This is a genomic window from Arcobacter arenosus, assembly GCF_005771535.1.
Lineage (GTDB): Bacteria > Campylobacterota > Campylobacteria > Campylobacterales > Arcobacteraceae > Halarcobacter > Halarcobacter arenosus.
The window spans coordinates 329864-347933 of record NZ_VANU01000004.1 but is presented as its reverse complement, the minus strand read 5'-3'; the positions used below and the strand labels follow the sequence as shown (position 1 = coordinate 347933).

The 18070-nt window shown below is 29.4% G+C and carries 14 protein-coding genes; 8 read left to right on the top strand and 6 right to left on the bottom strand.

Annotated features, from left to right (window positions below; genetic code table 11):
* Window positions 1-47: 47 nt before the first annotated feature.
* The 4 genes from FDK22_RS10920 to FDK22_RS10905 all read right to left on the bottom strand — a co-directional run bounded on the left by FDK22_RS10920 (window position 48) and on the right by FDK22_RS10905 (window position 4218).
* A complete protein-coding gene (locus FDK22_RS10920) occupies window positions 48-1328 on the bottom strand; it encodes a TRAP transporter large permease (protein WP_138152993.1) in 1281 nt (426 codons plus the stop codon).
* Window positions 1325-1951 (bottom strand): TRAP transporter small permease, encoded by a 627-nt coding sequence (locus tag FDK22_RS10915; protein ID WP_171012977.1) that lies wholly within the window; start codon window positions 1949-1951, stop codon window positions 1325-1327. The genes FDK22_RS10920 and FDK22_RS10915 overlap by 4 nt, the downstream gene beginning before the upstream one ends.
* A 4-nt stretch (window positions 1952-1955) precedes the next feature.
* Entirely contained in the window at window positions 1956-3011 is a 1056-nt protein-coding gene (locus FDK22_RS10910) for a DctP family TRAP transporter solute-binding subunit (protein WP_228711697.1), read from the bottom strand.
* A gap of 211 nt (window positions 3012-3222) precedes the next feature.
* Complete coding sequence (locus FDK22_RS10905; protein ID WP_138152992.1) at window positions 3223-4218, bottom strand: TRAP transporter substrate-binding protein; 996 nt, start codon at window positions 4216-4218, stop codon at window positions 3223-3225.
* A gap of 257 nt (window positions 4219-4475) precedes the next feature.
* Here FDK22_RS10905 and gltB point away from each other — a divergent pair, with 257 nt between their 5' ends.
* From gltB to FDK22_RS10870, 7 genes are read left to right on the top strand one after another with little or no spacing between them, the layout of a single operon-like run.
* Complete coding sequence (gltB, locus tag FDK22_RS10900; RefSeq protein ID WP_138152991.1) at window positions 4476-8912, top strand: glutamate synthase large subunit; 4437 nt, start codon at window positions 4476-4478, stop codon at window positions 8910-8912.
* Window position 8913: 1 nt separating this feature from the next.
* The gene (locus FDK22_RS10895; RefSeq protein ID WP_138152990.1) at window positions 8914-10290 is read left to right on the top strand and encodes a glutamate synthase subunit beta; all 1377 of its coding nucleotides are present in this window, start codon (window positions 8914-8916) and stop codon (window positions 10288-10290) included.
* Window positions 10291-10296: 6 nt separating this feature from the next.
* On the top strand, window positions 10297-11040 hold the full coding sequence (locus FDK22_RS10890) for an inositol monophosphatase family protein (RefSeq protein WP_138152989.1): 744 nt from the start codon (window positions 10297-10299) through the stop codon (window positions 11038-11040).
* Between the two features lie 33 nt (window positions 11041-11073).
* A complete protein-coding gene (locus FDK22_RS10885) occupies window positions 11074-11328 on the top strand; it encodes a YfhL family 4Fe-4S dicluster ferredoxin (RefSeq protein WP_138152988.1) in 255 nt (84 codons plus the stop codon).
* Entirely contained in the window at window positions 11328-12800 is a 1473-nt protein-coding gene (locus tag FDK22_RS10880; protein ID WP_138152987.1) for a Ppx/GppA phosphatase family protein, read from the top strand. The genes FDK22_RS10885 and FDK22_RS10880 overlap by 1 nt, the downstream gene beginning before the upstream one ends.
* Window positions 12794-13702 (top strand): lysophospholipid acyltransferase family protein, encoded by a 909-nt coding sequence (locus tag FDK22_RS10875; RefSeq protein WP_138152986.1) that lies wholly within the window; start codon window positions 12794-12796, stop codon window positions 13700-13702. The genes FDK22_RS10880 and FDK22_RS10875 overlap by 7 nt, the downstream gene beginning before the upstream one ends.
* Window positions 13680-14555 (top strand): ELM1/GtrOC1 family putative glycosyltransferase, encoded by an 876-nt coding sequence (locus FDK22_RS10870; RefSeq protein WP_138152985.1) that lies wholly within the window; start codon window positions 13680-13682, stop codon window positions 14553-14555. Before FDK22_RS10875 ends, FDK22_RS10870 begins: the two co-directional genes overlap by 23 nt.
* Here FDK22_RS10870 and FDK22_RS10865 read toward each other — a convergent pair.
* Together FDK22_RS10865 and FDK22_RS10860 are read right to left on the bottom strand one after the other, a co-directional pair.
* Entirely contained in the window at window positions 14545-15387 is an 843-nt protein-coding gene (locus tag FDK22_RS10865; protein WP_138152984.1) for a hypothetical protein, read from the bottom strand. The genes FDK22_RS10870 and FDK22_RS10865 overlap by 11 nt on opposite strands.
* A 7-nt stretch (window positions 15388-15394) precedes the next feature.
* Window positions 15395-16864, bottom strand: coding sequence for an MBOAT family O-acyltransferase (locus FDK22_RS10860; protein ID WP_138152983.1), 1470 nt, complete (start codon window positions 16862-16864; stop codon window positions 15395-15397).
* A gap of 143 nt (window positions 16865-17007) precedes the next feature.
* Between FDK22_RS10860 and FDK22_RS10855 the strand changes: the two genes are divergently transcribed.
* Window positions 17008-18057: an NAD-dependent epimerase gene (locus tag FDK22_RS10855; RefSeq protein ID WP_138152982.1), complete on the top strand. Its 1050-nt coding sequence runs from the start codon at window positions 17008-17010 to the stop codon at window positions 18055-18057.
* Window positions 18058-18070: the final 13 nt, after the last annotated feature.

Sequence of the window (18070 nt, the reverse complement as noted above, 5' to 3'; positions counted from 1 at the left end):
GGTTTAGTTTTATACTAAGCCCTTTTTTTTTATTTTTTTAATGCTTCTTATCCAAACATTAAATTTGGTAAGAATAGTGATATCTCCGGAATATACGTAATTAGTATAAGTCCTACTAAGATTGTTAATGTCCAAGGCCATGCCGCTACAATTACATCTTTTATACTCATACCAGTAAGTCCTGATGTTACAAATAGATTCAGACCAACAGGTGGGGACACCATTCCAAGTTCCATATTCACTGTAATTAAGATACCAAAGTGAATTGGGTCAATTCCAAGTGCAACTGCAACAGGTAGTAATAAAGGTACCATAATCATAATAATAGCTGATGGCTCCATAAATGAACCAGCTAAAATTAGAAGTAAGTTAACCATTAATAAGAACATATATTTATTTACATTTGCTTCAACTAATGCTTCTGTAATGTGTTGAGGAATATTCTCAATTGTTAAGAAGTGAGCAAATAACATTGCATTTGCAATAATAAACATAATCATTGCAGTTGTTTTAGCTGATTCTAAAGCTGTAATATAAATTTTAGAAATTTGAATATCTTTATAAATAAATACAGATACAATAAATGCCCATACACAAGCAACAGCTGCAGCTTCAGTTGGTGTAAAAATACCACCATAAATACCACCAATAACAATTACAATTGTCATTAGCCCCCAAGAAGCATCTTTCATTTTTGAAAGTCTAACTTTTAGTGGTTGTGGTTCAGTTCTCTCAAAACCTAATTTTTTTGCACCAATATAAGTTACAACCATCATCATAACACCTAGCATAAGTCCAGGGATTACACCAGCCATAAATAGTTTACCAATTGAAACTTCTGCAGTTACACCATAAACAATAAGTACAATTGATGGTGGAATTAAAATACCTAAAGAACCAGCAGTAGCAATTGTTCCAACTGCATATCTTTTTGGGTAACCAGCTTGCATAATTGCTCCAAACATAATTGAACCAATAGCAACAACTGTTGCAGGAGATGAACCAGAAACTGCTGCAAAAATAATAGATGCAAAAATAGCAGAGATTGGAAGACCACCAGGTAAGTGTCCTACACAAGATTTTGCAAATTCAATAATTCTTTGAGCAGCAGATCCTTTTGATAAAAGGTTACCAGCAAAGATAAACATTGGGATTGCCATAAGTGAGTAATGCTCAACTTTTTCAAATATCATTGCAGAGATTTCAATAGGAGAAATAGGCGTAAATAACATAAGTGTTGCAAATGTTGCAGCACCTAAACATATAGCAATAGGAGTTCCTAATACAGCTAATGAGAAAAATATCCCAAATAATACAGCTACACTCATAGTAATCCTCCTGTTTTCTTTTCTACTTCTTTAACCATTTTATTTAATTCTTGTACATTTTCATTGTCTTTATTTCTGTGTGCACCAATACCCATCTCAGCTAAAACATGTTCTGCTTCACTCTCTTTTAAGATTTTATCATGAGAAGTTGATAAAATTACATGAATTCTCTCCCCAACTCTATAAGCAGCAAAGGCAAATGCAATAGGAATAACTAAATATGGAATCCACATTGGTATACCTAAGTCAATTGACATCTCTTCTAAATCAATAACTAACAATAAATACTCATAACCATAGTATGAAACTGCACATAAGAAAATAAATGTTACTAAGTGTGAAATTAATAACATGATTTTTGCAACTCTACTTGGAACCGCATCTAAAACAATTGTAATTGCAATGTGTGCATCTTTTTTGAAACAATATGCTGCTGCAAAAAATACACTCCACAAGAAACAAAAAATTGTCAACTCAGTAGCCCAAACTAGAGATGCATCAAATGCATATCTTGCTACAACATTTGTAAACGCAATTGCAACACCAGCACTAATACCAACTGCTGCAATTGTTTGGTTAATAAACCCAATTATTTTACTAATTACTTTAAAAATAATCCCCATAATCCTACTCCGTGGCTAATGCGCCCTTAATTAAATCTTCTCCAATCTTATTTTTATCATAAAAATCTGGATAGATTTTACTTACAGCTTTTCTCCAAGCATCCTTTTGTTCTTTAGTTAGTTGAATAATTTCTAACTTACCAGTTTTTTGTGCATACTCCTTGATTAGGTTAAATTGTTGTGTATTTAACTCTTCAGCATACTCTCTTTCTTTTTGTGTAGCTTCATTTATTGCAATAATAACTTTTTCTTGCAATTGTTTTGGTAAGCTAGCCCAAAACTTTTCACTCATAACTACTAAATATCCTAAATAACCATGATTAGTTATAGTTAGATATTTTTGAACTTCATGAAACTTTTTTGTATAGATGTTAGAGTTTGTATTCTCTTGACCATCTATTACACCTTGTTGCAATCCTGAATAAACTTCAGAAAAAGGCATCATTTGTGGATTTGCTCCCACTGCATGGAATTGCGCTTCAAGAACTTTTGAAGACATAATTCTAAATTTTTGACCCTCCGCATCTTCTGGTTTAATTAGAGGTTTTGTAGAAGAAGATAATTGTTTGAAATGATTATCCCAAAAGCTTAATGCTTCATAACCCTTTGAGGAAACCATATCTTTTAATTTTTGTCCTACAACTCCATCTTGAACCCTATGAAGATGATACATATCTTTAAAAAGAAATGGTAAATCAAATAGTGCCAATTGTGGTACTATTTTACCAAACTTTGAAAATGATGGTGCGGCCATTTGTACCGAATCAAGCTTTAAAGCTTTTAGTACTGCATTATCTTTGTATAACTGAGAAGATGGATAGACTTGGACATCAATTCTACCTTCAGTAAGTTCTTCTAACCTTTTTTCAAAATAGTCAGCTGCTTTACCTTTTGGTGTATTTGGACTAACAACATGGGAAAACTTTAAAACATATTCACCTTTTTGTATTAAAGGTTTTGTTTCCACAGCCTTTTCCTTTTCATTGTCTGTACAACCACTAAATAGAAGCATTGATGAAACAGCAACACCGGATAATAATCCTTTAACTGTAGTTGTCATAAATCGTCTCCTTTTTTGTATACATACAACGATTATAATTAAAAGTTATGTAGCTATTATGTAGATAAAAATAAATTCACAAATTTATTTAAATATGTCACTTTATGTAAAAAATGAAATTTTATTTTTGATATTTTTTTTGGGTTTAAATGGGAATTTTAAGTTGGTTTTGGGGTTAAACCATCGGTTAAACCGATGGTTCAAGGAAAGATTATTTAGTGTTGATTGCACCTTCAATTAAATCTTTTCCAATTAATTTGTCATCATAGAACTCTGGGTAGATTTTACTCACTGCTTTTCTCCAAGCATCTTTTTGCTCAGCTGTTAAAGTGTGAATTTTTAACTTTCCAGTTTCTTCTGCATACTTTTTAATTTCATTAAATTGCTCAGTTTCTAAAGCTTTTGCATATTCTCTTTCTTTTGCAGTTGCTTCTTTCATAGCTTGTTTTACATTTGCTTGTAAATCAGCTGGTAATGATTTCCAGAATTTTTTAGACATTACAACTAAATATCCAAGGTAACCATGATCTGAAATAGTTAAGTCAGTTTGTACTTCATGGAATTTTTTAGTGTAGATGTTTGAAATTGGATTTTCAGCTGCATCAATTACACCTTGTTGTAATCCTGAGTAAACTTCAGAGAATGGCATCATTTGTGGGTTTCCACCAACTGCTTTCATTTGAGCTTCTAAAACTTTAGAAGACATAATTCTAAATTTTTGACCTTCTGCATCAGCTGGCTCAATTAAAGCTTTTTTAGATGAAGAGAATTGTTTAAATCCATTATCCCAAAAATCTAAAGCTACAATACCTTTTGCAGTAACCATATCTTTAAGTTTTTCTCCTACTGGTCCATCTTGAACTCTATGTAAGTGATCAATATCTTTAAAAAGAAATGGTAAGTCAAATAATGCTAAGTTTGGTACGATTTTACCAAATTTAGAAAAAGATGGTGCTGCCATTTGAACTGAGTTTAATCTTAATGCTTTAACAACTGCATTATCATTATATAACTGCGATGATGGGTAAACTTGAACATCAATTTTCCCCCCTGATAATTCTTCAAGTCTTTTTTCAAAGAAATCTGCCGCTTTACCCTTTGGTGTGTTAGCACTTACAACGTGTGAGAATTTTAGTGTATATTCTGCTGCTAACCCAGATGTAGCAACTACTGCTGCTGCAACTGCTCCAATCATAAATTTTTTCATTTTCACTCCTTAAGTTATATGGTTATGAAAAAAGTATAATTAAAAGTTGTGTAGAAAGTATGTCAAAAAGTGTAAATTTTCAAAAAAAACTAGAGTAAAATAGCATTAGAATAGCATTTTGCGATTTAAAATTTAAAATATTATTTTTAAGTTTAGTTTAAGTAACTGAATTGTCATTAACCACATTTTAAACATTTTTTAGATACTATGTGTGACTTTATCAGGAATATAAAGAGTTATATTATAAAAGGATAATAATGGGATGTAATTTAGATTTACTTACTTCTTCTAAAGACAACTGTGGTTTTGGTCTAGTTGCTGATTTGAAAAACAGACCAAGTCATGAAAATTTAGAGGATGCTATCACATCGCTTGAGCGAATGATGCACAGAGGTGCAGTGGCAGCAGATGGAAAAACTGGAGATGGTTCAGGGCTTCTACTTTCAATGCCAAATAAATTTATGAGAAAAATAGCTAATGAAAATGGTGTTGATTTACCAGAAAAATACGCAGTAGCTATGATTTTTGCAAAAGATTTAGAAGATATTGATACTTTTAATGATTATTGTGAAGAAAACGATTTAAAAGTATTATTTACTAGAAAAGTGCCAGTTGATACTGATGCATTAGGGCAACAAGCACTTGAAAGTTTACCACATATTGTTCAAGTATTTGTAAGTGCGAACGCTTTAATGTCTTCTAAAAGATTTGAAGCTATGTTATATCTTACAAGAAAAGAGTGCGAACACAAATTAATAGACAAGAAAGATTTTTATATTCCTACGTTTTCGTCAAAAGTGATTGCATATAAAGGGCTTATTATGCCTACGCATATTAAGCATTTCTATATTGATTTAAGAGATGAAGATTTCCAAATCTCTTTTGCACTATTTCACCAAAGATTTTCAACAAATACTTTACCTCAATGGAGATTGGCTCAACCATTTAGAGCAATTGCCCATAATGGTGAAATTAACTCAGTTGAAGGTAATAGGGTAAATGTTCAAATAAAATCTGAACAAATTGAATCTGAAGTTTTTACTTCTGAAGAGATTGATAGATTATTACCAATTTTACAACCAAGTGGTTCAGACTCTGCATCACTAGATAATATGTTTGAATTTTTATTAGCAAATGGATTTGACTTTTTCAAAGCTGCAAGAAGCTTAATTCCTGCACCATGGCAAAATGCGCCACATATGGATTCAGATTTAAGAGCATTTTACGAGTATACATCAACAGCGATGGAAGCATGGGATGGACCTGCTGCTGTTTCATTAACAGATGGAAGACATATTGGATGTTTGATTGATAGAAATGGTTTAAGACCAGCAAAATATGTAATTACAAAAAATCATAAAATATATATCACTTCTGAATATGGTACTGTAACAATAGATGAAGACAATATTAGTGAAAGAGGAAGATTACAATCAGGAGAGATGATCGGTCTTGATTTAAAACATGGGAAAGTTTTAAAGCAAGATGATATTAACGACTATTTAAAATCTTCTCAAAACTATGGTAAATGGTTAAACCATGATATGGAATATTTACAAGAGTATATTGATGAATCATTTTTAGATACAAGTGCATATAGATTTGATGATGTTGAAAAGAGACAAAAATATTTTAATATTACATATGAAGTAATTGACCAAATCATTGAGCCAATGGCAAAAGATGGGAAAGAACCAGTTGGGTCTATGGGTGATGATACTCCATTAGCATGTTTTTCTAATGTAAATAGAAACTTTACAGACTTTTTTAGACAAAAGTTTGCACAAGTAACGAATCCTCCAATTGACCCATATAGAGAAAAGATTGTAATGTCTTTAGAAACAGGTTTTGGTCATATACATAATATTTTAGATGAAAAACCAGAATATGCAAAAAGATTAAAAGTTGCAAGTCCAATTTTAATGAAAGAAAAATTTGATGTTTTAAGATCATTTGGTGAGCCTACATCTCCAAGATATGATGAATACTACAAAAACAGAATTTTTAGTACAGCATTTAAAAAAGATTTAAAAAAATCATTAGAAAAATTAGCTTCTTATGTTGTAAAAGCAGTTAAAGAGGATAATGTTTCAGTTGTAATTTTAGATGATAAAGATGTAAGTGAAAATAGTAAACTTATCCCAATGGCTATGGCTGTAGGATATATTAATGAAACATTAATTAAAGAAAAAATCAGACACAACGTATCAATTGTAGCTCAAACAGGTGAAGTTTATGACCCACATATGGCTGCAGTTTTAATAGGATATGGTGCTACAGCTATTTGTCCTTATATGATGTATACATCAACAGTTGCTTTATATGAAAGAAAAGAGATTTCTAAATATGAGATGCAAAGACTTCTAAAAAATACTCAAAAAGCTATGAATGCAGGACTACTTAAAATTATGTCTAAAATGGGTATTTCTACGATTGCATCATACAGAAACTCAAGATTATTTGATATTATTGGTTTAAGTGATGAGATTGTAAATGATTGTTTTGCAGGTTCACATTCAGATTTAGCTGGATTAACATATGAAGATATTGAAGCTAGAATTGAAAAACAACATTTTAATGCTTATTTTGATGATAAACATATGTTCCCATTAGATTTAGGTGGTTTCTATAAGTATACAAATGGTGGTGAATACCACGATTATGGACCAGCAACAACTAATGCGATGCATAATAAAAAAGCAGCAAATAAAGAAGATATTTCTGATTTTGATACATTAAGAGACCTTGTTGCAAACAGAGATAAAAAATTTATTAGAGATTTCTTTGAATTTAATTCAGATAGAGAAGCTATTGATGTATCTGAAGTTGAATCAATAGAAGATATCTTCAAAAGATTTGCAACAGCAGCTATGTCATGTGGTTCAATTTCTCCTGAAGCTCATGAAGCTATGGCAATGGCTATGAATACAATTGGTGGTATGAGTAACTCTGGTGAGGGTGGTGAAGACCCAGCTAGATTTGGAACATTAAAAAATTCTAAAATTAAACAAGTTGCTTCTGGTAGATTTGGTGTAACTCCAGGATATTTAAGAAGTGCAGAAGAGATTCAAATTAAAGTTGCACAAGGTGCTAAACCAGGTGAGGGTGGTCAATTACCAGGTCACAAAGTTACAGCACTAATTGCAAGCTTAAGACATACTGTTGAAGGTGTTACACTTATTTCACCTCCACCACACCATGATATCTATTCTATTGAAGATTTAGCTCAATTAATTTTTGACTTAAAACAAATTAATCCTGAAGCTAAAATTACTGTAAAACTTGTATCAACTATTGGTGTTGGAACAATTGCAGCAGGTGTTGCAAAAGCATATGCTGATAGAATTGTAATTTCAGGTGCTGATGGTGGTACTGGAGCTGCTCCTTTAACATCTATCAAACACACTGGTAATCCATGGGAAATGGGACTTTCTGAAGCACACAATGCTTTAAAAGCTAATCACTTAAGAGAGTTCGTTCATGTTCAAACAGATGGTGGTTTAAAAACTGGTCTTGATGTTGTAAAAGCAGCTATGCTTGGAGCTGAATCTTATGCATTTGGTACTGCTGCATTAACACTACTTGGATGTAAGATTTTAAGAATTTGTCATACAAATAAATGTTCTGTTGGGGTTGCTACTCAAGATGAAGATTTAAGAGAACACTTTGCTGGAACAGTTGAAAGATTAATCTCTTACTTTAACTTTATTGCCCAAGATGTTAGAAATATTCTGGCTTCTTTAGGATACAAAACAATTGAAGAGATTGTTGGTAGAAGTGATTTATTAAAAGTAATTGATGATAAATTTGCACAAAAATTTGATTTCCAAAATGTTCTTAGAAGAATTGATGGAATTGATACTTGTCAAAAACCAACTAATAAACCATTTGATTCTAATGACTTTGAAAAAGAGTTATTGAAAAAAGTTCATAGAACTATTGAAAACCCAAAAACTCCAATAAAAGTTAAAGAGACTATCTCTAACTTAAATAGATCATTTGGTACATTAATTTCTGGTGAAATTGCAAAATACTATGGAGATGCTGGATTACCTGATGGTTCTATCAATATCTTCTTAAAAGGTATTGCGGGGCAATCTTTTGGGGCATTATTATCAAAAGGGATGAATTTATACCTTGATGGTGCAGCAAATGACTATGTTGGTAAAGGTATGAATGGTGGTAAAATCATTATCAATACTCCTCACCAAGGTCCTGAATTTGCTGGAGCTGGTAATACTTGTTTATATGGTGCTACTGGTGGTAAACTATTTGTAAGAGCTGCTGTTGGTGAGAGATTTGGAGTTAGAAACTCTGGATGTACTGCAGTAGTTGAAGGTACTGGAGATAACGCTTGTGAATATATGACAGGTGGTATTGTAGTTATTCTTGGTAATACAGGTATTAACTTTGGTGCAGGTATGACTGGTGGTTTATCATTTGTTTATGACCCTGAAAAACACTTTGTTGATAAAATGAACCAAGAGTTAATTGAAGCAGTTAGAATCGATACAGATGATACTGAAAGAGAAAGACTTTATTTAAAAAGATTATTGATGGAATATTTAAATGAAACTGAGTCTACTTTAGCAGAATCAATTTTAGAAAACTTTAGAGCAGAAATTAGAGATTTCTGGATGGTTAAACCAAAAAATATGACGGTGTTACCTCTAAATCCAGAGGAAGGAGACTAGGATGTTAAATTTTACTAAATTTGAAAGAATCAATCCAGAAAAAAGAGATGTTTTACAAAGATTAAAAGATTATAATGAAGTATATCAAGTATTTGAAAAACACAGAGCTAGAGAGCAAGCTGATAGATGTATGCAATGTGGTGACCCATATTGTCATACAGGTTGTCCATTAAGCAATTTTATTCCTGCATGGTTAAAGCAAACTTCTGAAAAAAATATGGAATTAGCATTTGCTTTATCAAATGAAACTTCTCCTTTCCCTGAAATCTTAGGAAGAATTTGTCCTCAAGATTCATTATGTGAGGGTGCATGTTCATTAAATACAGGACATGGAGCTGTATCAATTGGTGCAGTTGAAACTCATTTAAATGAAAGAGCATTTGAACATGGTATGAAACCTAGATTTACTGATAAAAAATTAGGTTTTAAAGTAGCAGTTATTGGTTCTGGACCTTCTGGAATTTCTGCAGCAACTTTCCTTCTTAGACGAGGATTTGATGTTGAGATGTTTGAAAGAGAAGATAGAGCTGGTGGACTTTTAATGTATGGAATCCCTGGTTTTAAACTTGATAAAACTACAGTTGATAGAAGAATTAATTGGTTACTTGAAGCTGGAATGAAATTACATTTAAATTGTGAAATAGGAAAAGATAAAGAGGTTTCTGAACTTGAAAAAGAGTTTGATGCTATTTATCTTGGAATTGGAGCAAAAGCAGGTAGATTTGCTAGAATAGATGGTGAAGATGCATCAAATGTTCATTTAGCAATGGACTTTTTAACTGGTATTCAAAAAAGAAATCTTAACAACAAAGTTGGTGAAGGTTTTATTGATGTTAAAGATAAAAACGTAGTTGTAATTGGTGGTGGAGATACTGCAATGGACTGTGTTAGATCATCAGTTAGAGAAGGTGCGGCAAGTGTTAAATGTCTTTATAGAAGAGATGAAGCTAATATGCCAGGGAGCAAAAAAGAGGTTGTTAATGCTAAAGAAGAGGGTGTTGAATTTGTATTTAATGTAAGCCCTAATAAAATCATCAAAGATGGTGATAAAGCAGTTTCAATTGAATTATTACAAACAGGACTTTCAGAACCAGATGAATCTGGAAGACAAAGAGTTGAAATAATTGAAGGTAGTGAATATACTGAAGATGTAGATGTAATCATATTTGCATTAGGTTTCTCTCCTGAAGCTCCTGCATTCTTAAAAGAGTTAAATGTAGAATTAAACTCTTGGGGAGGAGTTGTAACAAAAGATTATCAAACTTCAAATAAAAAAGTTTATGCAGGTGGAGATTGTCAAAGAGGTGCTCACCTTGCAGTTACTGCTGCGTTAGATGGTAGAGAAGCTGCTAAAAAAATAGTTGAAACACTATCTTAGTCTGTTATGAACTTTGATTATAACGCGTTTACAAATGCAGTTATAAAAGCTAATAAGGAGCTTTATGGGTATATTAATACTCATATGACTCCTTTAGACTTGGAACCTTCAAATACTATAGGATTTGGAGGAGATAACTCTTTAAATATAGATTTAAAAGCTGAAAAAATATTTATTAAACATCTTCAAAAATTTGGAGACATTTATTCAGAAGAGATAGGTCACATATCTTCAAACTCAAATGTAAAAATTGTAATTGATCCAATCGATGGAAGTCATAACTTTCAAAGCTCTTTACCTTATTATGGTTCTTCTATTGCTTTATTTATAGATGATGAAAGTAAAGCAGGATATGTAACTAATTTAGTTAATGCAAGTATGATTTATAGAGTTGATAAGGGTATAAAAGAGATTTCATTAATAAATGAAGATGAAATTACCTTTCAAAAAATTTCTAATCCTTCAATTGGAATATTTGAAAGGGCTTATGCTTATCCAAATATTTGTAAAAATTTATATGAAAATAGATTAAAATTTAGAAGTCCTGGTGCTGCTGCACTATCTTTGGCAAATGCAAGAAATTTTAATTTTGTTATTTTTGCAGGTAAATTAAGAGAGTTTGATATAGCTGCTGCAAACCATATAAATTGTGACCTTTTTACCTATCAGGATAGTGATTTCTTAATTGTTTCTAAAAATGAGCAAAATTTGTTACAAATTAAAGGAATTATTAAGAATAATAGGCTATAACTCCAAATAATATTTTACGAGGAAAGAGGATCTATGTCTTTAATAATTACTGATGAATGTATTGCATGCGATGCATGTAGGGAAGAGTGTCCTAACTATGCAATTGAAGAGGGTGATCCTATTTATATAATTGATCCTGATAGATGTACAGAATGTGTTGGTCATTTTGAAGAGCCAGCTTGTGTTGAAGTATGTCCAGTTGATTGTATTATAGTTGATCCAGACAACCAAGAAACAATGGAAGAGTTACAATTTAAATACGAGCAATTACAAGAAGAAGAAGCTTAATGGCTAAGGTAACAACTATAATTGACATTGGGTCTAACTCAATGCGTATGGTTGTGCTTGAAAAAAGTAGTCGTTTTGCTTTTAATCTTATAAATGAAACAAAAGCAAGAGTTAAAATATCTGAAGGTTGTTACGAAAATGGTGGCAATCTTCAAGAACTTCCAATGCAAAGAGCATTTAACTCTTTAGAATCTTTTTTAAGTATTTCAAAATCTTTAAAATCTAGAAAAATTATCTGTGTTGCAACTTCAGCATTAAGGGATGCTCCTAATTCAAATCTTTTTTTAAAAAAAGTTAGAAATGAGTTGGGTTTAAATATTAAAATCATAAATGGTGTAAAAGAAGCCTACTATGGTGGTGTTGCAACTATGAATTTAATTTATGAGGAAGAGTTTATCACTGTAGATATAGGTGGTGGCTCAACTGAGTTTGCAATAGTAAGAAATGGGCAAATAGAAAAATGTATCTCTTTAGATGTAGGTACAGTAAGACTTAATGAACTTTTCTTCTCTAAAGGTAATATAGAAGGTGCGAAAGAGTATCTTTTAGAAAAATTAAAAGAGGTACTTGAGTGTGGTCATGAAATTCCTTCAACAGTTGTTGGTATTGGTGGAAGTATAAGGGCTTTAAGTAAGGTTATAATCTCCAAAACTCATTATCCTCTTGATATTTTACATGGCTTTACTTATTGTGTTGATTTAAATAGACATATCTTAGAGCAAATTGTAAATGCAAAAAACAGCAATACGTTAAAACATATAGGTATAAAAAAAGATAGGTTTGATACTATAAAAGAGGGTACTTTTATATTTAAAACTATTTTAGATGAGTTAAATATAAAAAGAGTGGTTACTTCTGGGGCTGGTGTTAGAGAAGGTGTATATTTAACTGATTTATTAAGAAACTCAAATAATAAATTTCCAGCTAATTTTAATGTAAGTGTTAAAAGTTTACTTGATAGATTTCAAATTGATGAAAAACAAAGTGCTTATCTTGGAAGAAATGCTAGAGAAATATTTGATGTTTTAAAACCTTTACATGAATTAGATGATAAATATAGACATCTTTTAGTTATTGCATCAAAATTAAATTCACTTGGTACTACATTAAACTTTTATAAATCAAATGATAATACTTTTGATTTTATACTTAGTGGTTTAAATTATGGCTTTTTACATTCAAGTAGAGTAACTATTGCTCACACAATTAAGTTTTCTAAAAAATCACTTCCTCAAAAAAGAGATTTAAAACATTTTGAATCACTACTACCTCCTATAGAAAAAATGCAGTGGTTATCTTTTATGATAAGTTTAAACTTAACATTAAATCAAGATATGTCCATGCCAAAACTAAACTATAAGCTAAAAGATAATAAACTAAAGATATGTTTTGAAAAATCAATTTTTCTTATAGAAAATGAAATAGCAAAACTAGAATCTCCCAAAGGACTTAAGGTTAAACTTTCATGCTAGAAAAGATTCTTTACAGACTCTTTTTAATTTTTGTTAAATTTATGCAAATTCTTCCTAAAAAATTAAGAAGAGGATTCTTTTTTATTTTATCTAGAGTTGTATACTTTTTTGCAAGGGGTACTAACAAAATTATCAAAGCTAATTTAGATTTAGTTTTTGATAAAAAACTTTCAAATGAAGAGATAAAAGAGATTCAAAAATACTCTTATTTCAATATGACTTTATGGGTTTTATCTCAAATAGAAAATCTAACAATTACAGATGAAGAACTTAAAAGTGATGTAGAGATTGAAGGTGTAGAGATAATTAAAAAACTTCAAGAGGAAGGTCATCCTATTATTATGATATCAGCTCATTTTGGAAATATGGAAGTTTTAGGGTGCTATTTTAATAAGTTTGTTTCACCAATGGTACAAGTTGCTAGGGAATCAAACTTTAAAGAAATCGATAAATTTATAACAAAATCTAGGGAAAGTTCTGGAGCTAAAATTATTTTTAGAAAAGGAGCGGTAAAGCAACTTTTCAAAGCACTTAGTAAAAAAAAGATAATCTCTCTTATAATTGATCAAAAAGCGAGTCTTAAAGATAGCTCAGTTATAAGATTTCTTGGGAAAAAAGCAAATCAGTCTTCTACTTCAGCTGTATTACAAAGAAAATTTCAAGCATATGTAATTCCCTTTGCAATATTTAATAAAGATGATTATAAATATAAAATTAAAATTTATGAACCAATTAAACCAATTAAAACTGATGATGATAAAGATGATATTGAAAAACTAGCTCAATTACATGCTAATGCAATATCTGATATAATAAAAACTGATCCAAAACAATGGTTTTGGCCCCACAAAAGATTTAAAAATTATTATAAAGAGATTTATGAAAAGAATTCTAATAATTAGTGATGGAAAGCCAGGTCATTTAAATCAATCTATTGCTTTTTGTAAAATAAAAAATATTAGTTATGATATCTTAGAAGTAAAATTTTGTTCAAAAATTGCTAAAATTTTTTCATATGTTTTTGATAAATTCTCTTTTTATACAGATGATTTATTTTTAAGCCACAAAAAATTTAATTATGAGTTTTATGATGCAGTTGTTAGTACTGGATCAGGAACTTATTATTTTAATAAATATATCTCAAAAAAATACAATATAAAATCTATTGCTTTAATGCTTCCAAAATCATATAGATATAGTGACTTTGATTATATAGTTGCACAAAGTCATGATAATCCACCAAAATTGGAAAATATTATAGAAATCCCTTTGAATCTATCATATTCAATTCCTAAAAATATTTTAAAAAAAGAAAGTAATAAAAAGGCAATTGGAATAATAATTGGTGGAGATAATAAAATATTTAAAATGGAGTTTGAAAAAATAAAAAGTGCATTGGATGAAATATTTTTAAAATATCCAAAGCATTTAAAATATATTACAACTTCAAGAAGAACACCAAAACAAATTGATGATTTAATTGAGAATTATAAGTTTGATTATAAACTAATATTTTCAAAAGAACAAAATATTAATCCAATACCTGATTTTTTGGCTCTTTGTGAGGAACTTTATATTACAATAGATTCAACATCAATGCTAAGTGAAGCAAAAGCAAATAGTGAAGCAAATATCAATATTATTAAATTAGATTCAAAAGAAGAGAATACAAAATTTCACAGCTTAGCTGATTTAGTAAAAAATACAAAAGAAAAAATAGATTTAAAAAAATTTCTTGATAAAGTTAATATTTAATATGTTCTTTTAATAATCTTGTATACAAAAATGAACCTTTTTCATTTAAATGGTCTTCATCAACAAAATAAATATCTTCAGAGTTATTAAAGTTAAGCTTTTTAAAATCAATATATATTGCACCCATTGAAGTGAATTCTTTAGTATATCTTTCCCATCTATTTGAGTCTAATACTTCAAACATTTTTTTATTGTATTTATATGTCACAGGAGTTCTAACTAGATAAACTTTTATATTTTTCTTTATTAAGTTTTCAATAAATTTTATATAATTAATTGAATAGTTCGATTTTTCGAAGTTTTTTAAATTTCCATGAATATTAATTCTTTCTTCAACTCTTTTTTCTTTTTCTCTGATTGACCAATTAGGCCATAAATCTTCTTTTTTATTATTTTTAATATAATCTTGAATTTCTTCTTTTACTGGCAGAATATTGAATAGAGGTTGATACATAATATTGAAAGTTTTAGAAATATCTTTAAATATAGGAGAATAATTTTGTTGTCTATATGTTGAAAAATCATGGGGTTCTAATGGTAAAATAATCATTTTTAAATCATTGTTATCATAAACAGAATTTACAGCGTCTTGTATCATTGGAAGAGATGAACCTCCAATAGAAAGATTATAACAATTTTTTAAATTATTTCTAAATCCATTTTGAAGGTGAGAATCTCCCATTATTAAACATTGAATATTTGATTTTCTTGATGCAATTAATGCATTTGTAAATACTAGTTTTTCGCTAATAGTATAAATATATGTTTCGATTATAAAAAAAATTGAAAGGGGTAGTAAAATTATTGAATAAGTAAAATATTTGTATTTCATAAATATCCTAGAAATTAAAATATAAAAAGTCTGATGTTTTAGAAAAAGAAAAAATTGAATAGATAAATATTATGATTGTAAATATCCATAAATGAAACTGCGCTTTAAAAAGAGTTTTGTATTGATTTGAGTTCTTTAAAAATAAAACTATCAATATTGATGAAAATATAAACCAAGTAGTATTATCTTTTCCTGAAATATTTTCATATACTCTACTGAATTCTACACCCCATTCATTCAAAAAACCAACTTTTCTTTCCCATTTTTCAGGTAAAATAATATTGTCTAAACTAAACATAGAACTTAATACTTTAATAGCATCATCCCATTCTTTAGCTCTAAAAAATACCCATGCTATATTTACAAAGTTAAATGTTATTATCCATGCTATCATTTTAGGTAGCTTGAATCCTATTGTTTGCCATAGTCTATGAACTGCTAATGCAACTCCGTGTAGAAATCCCCAAAAGATAAATGTCCATCCAGCACCATGCCAAAAACCACCTATGACAAATGTTGCTAATAAGTTAACATAAGTTCTTGTTGGTCCTTTTCTATTCCCACCTAATGGAATATAAATATAATCTCTTAAAAACCTAGATAATGTAATATGCCATCTTCTCCAAAAATCTTGAATATCCAAAGCTTTATATGGAGAGTTAAAGTTTATTGGTAATTTTATATTAAATAAAAGAGCAATACCTATAGCCATATCTGTATAACCTGAAAAGTCAAAATATAATTGGAAAGTATAAGATAGTGATGTTGCCCATGCTTCAAAAAAATTCAAAGTTTGTGCTACATCAAATCCAGTATTTGCCCATACTGCAAAAGTATCAGCAATAATAACTTTTTTAAATAATCCCATAGAAAATATAAAAATACCTAAAGCTATATTTTTATAGTTTTTTATTTTATTTTTAATATTTGCAAATTGAGGCATCATCTCTTTATGATGAACAATTGGTCCTGCTATAAGTTGTGGGAAAAAAGTTACAAATAAAGCATAATTTAGAAAATCATATTCTTTAGTCTCTTTTCTATAACTATCAACTAAATAAGCTATTTGTTGGAAAGTAAAGAATGAAATTGCTAATGGTAGCAGTAGATGTAATAATTCTATATCAGATCCAGCAAATAAATTAAAATTTTCTATAAAGAAATCTGCATATTTAAAGTATCCAAGTAATGCTACATTACAAATAATACCAAATATTAAAATAGATTTTTTAGAAAATGTTTTTTTATTTTTTTTAATATCATATTTAGAAAGGGTAGTCCCAATTACATAATTAAAAAGCATAGATGCTAATATAATTGGCAGATATTTAATTTCCCAATAAGAATAAAAAAATAATGAAGAGAATACTAAGAATCCTTTAGCTACTTCAGTTAGCCTTTTACTATTTAAATAAAAATATATAAAAAAAGTTATTGGTAAAAAGATAAATATAAATTCATAACTATTGAATAGCAATAAAATCCTTAAGCTTTAAATTGGCGATTCTGGAAAAATATTATATCTAAAAATGTTTTAGATATAATATGCATAGTTTTAGATATTTATTAAGTTTTTGAATATTTAATATTAGAAATTATAAAAAATAAGGATATGTTTTCTTGAAAATACTAGTAACAGGAACAGCAGGATTTATTGGGTATCACCTGGCTTTAAAACTTTTAGAAAGAGGTGATGAAGTAATAGGACTTGATAATATAAATAACTATTATGATGTAAATTTAAAATATGCAAGATTAGAAGAACTTGGTATAAAAAAAGAAGAGATTTCTTCTAATAAACTTGTAAGTAGTACAAAATATCCAAAACATAAATTTATAAAAATGGATTTAGCTAATACCAATGATATAAATGCATTGTTTGAAATTGAGAAGTTTGATGCAGTTTGTAACCTTGCAGCACAAGCAGGAGTTAGATACTCAATAGAAAATCCCCATGCTTATATAGACTCAAATATAAAAGGATTTATGAATATTCTTGAAGCTTGTAGACATAATGAAGTAAAAAATTTATCTTATGCTAGTTCTTCTTCTGTATATGGATTAAATAAATCTCAACCATTTAAAACAAGTGATCATACAGATCACCCAGTGTCATTATACGCAGCAACTAAAAAATCAAATGAGATGATGGCTCATACATATGCACATCTTTATGGAATTCAATGTACAGGATTAAGATTTTTTACAGTATATGGACCATGGGGAAGACCAGATATGGCACCAATGCTTTTTGCAGATGCAATATTAAATGATAGAGCAATAAAAGTATTTAATCATGGAAATATGAGTAGAGATTTTACTTATGTAGAAGATATAGTAGATGGAATCATAAAAGTAATAGATAATCCAGCTTCTTCTTCAAAAGATTTTAATGCAGAAAATCCAAGTCCAGATATTTCAAGTGCTCCTTATAGAGTTTATAATATAGGGAATAATGCACCAGTATCTTTAATGGAGTTTATAGAGACATTAGAAGATAAACTTCAAATAGAAGCAAAAAAGAATTTTATGGATATGCAAGCAGGAGATGTAGTATCAACATATGCAGATACAAATGATTTAATCGAAGATTTTGATTATAAGCCAGATACAAAACTTGCGGATGGTATTGAGCAGTTTGTTGTTTGGTATAAAGAATTTTATAGGTAATTGTAAAGAAAGG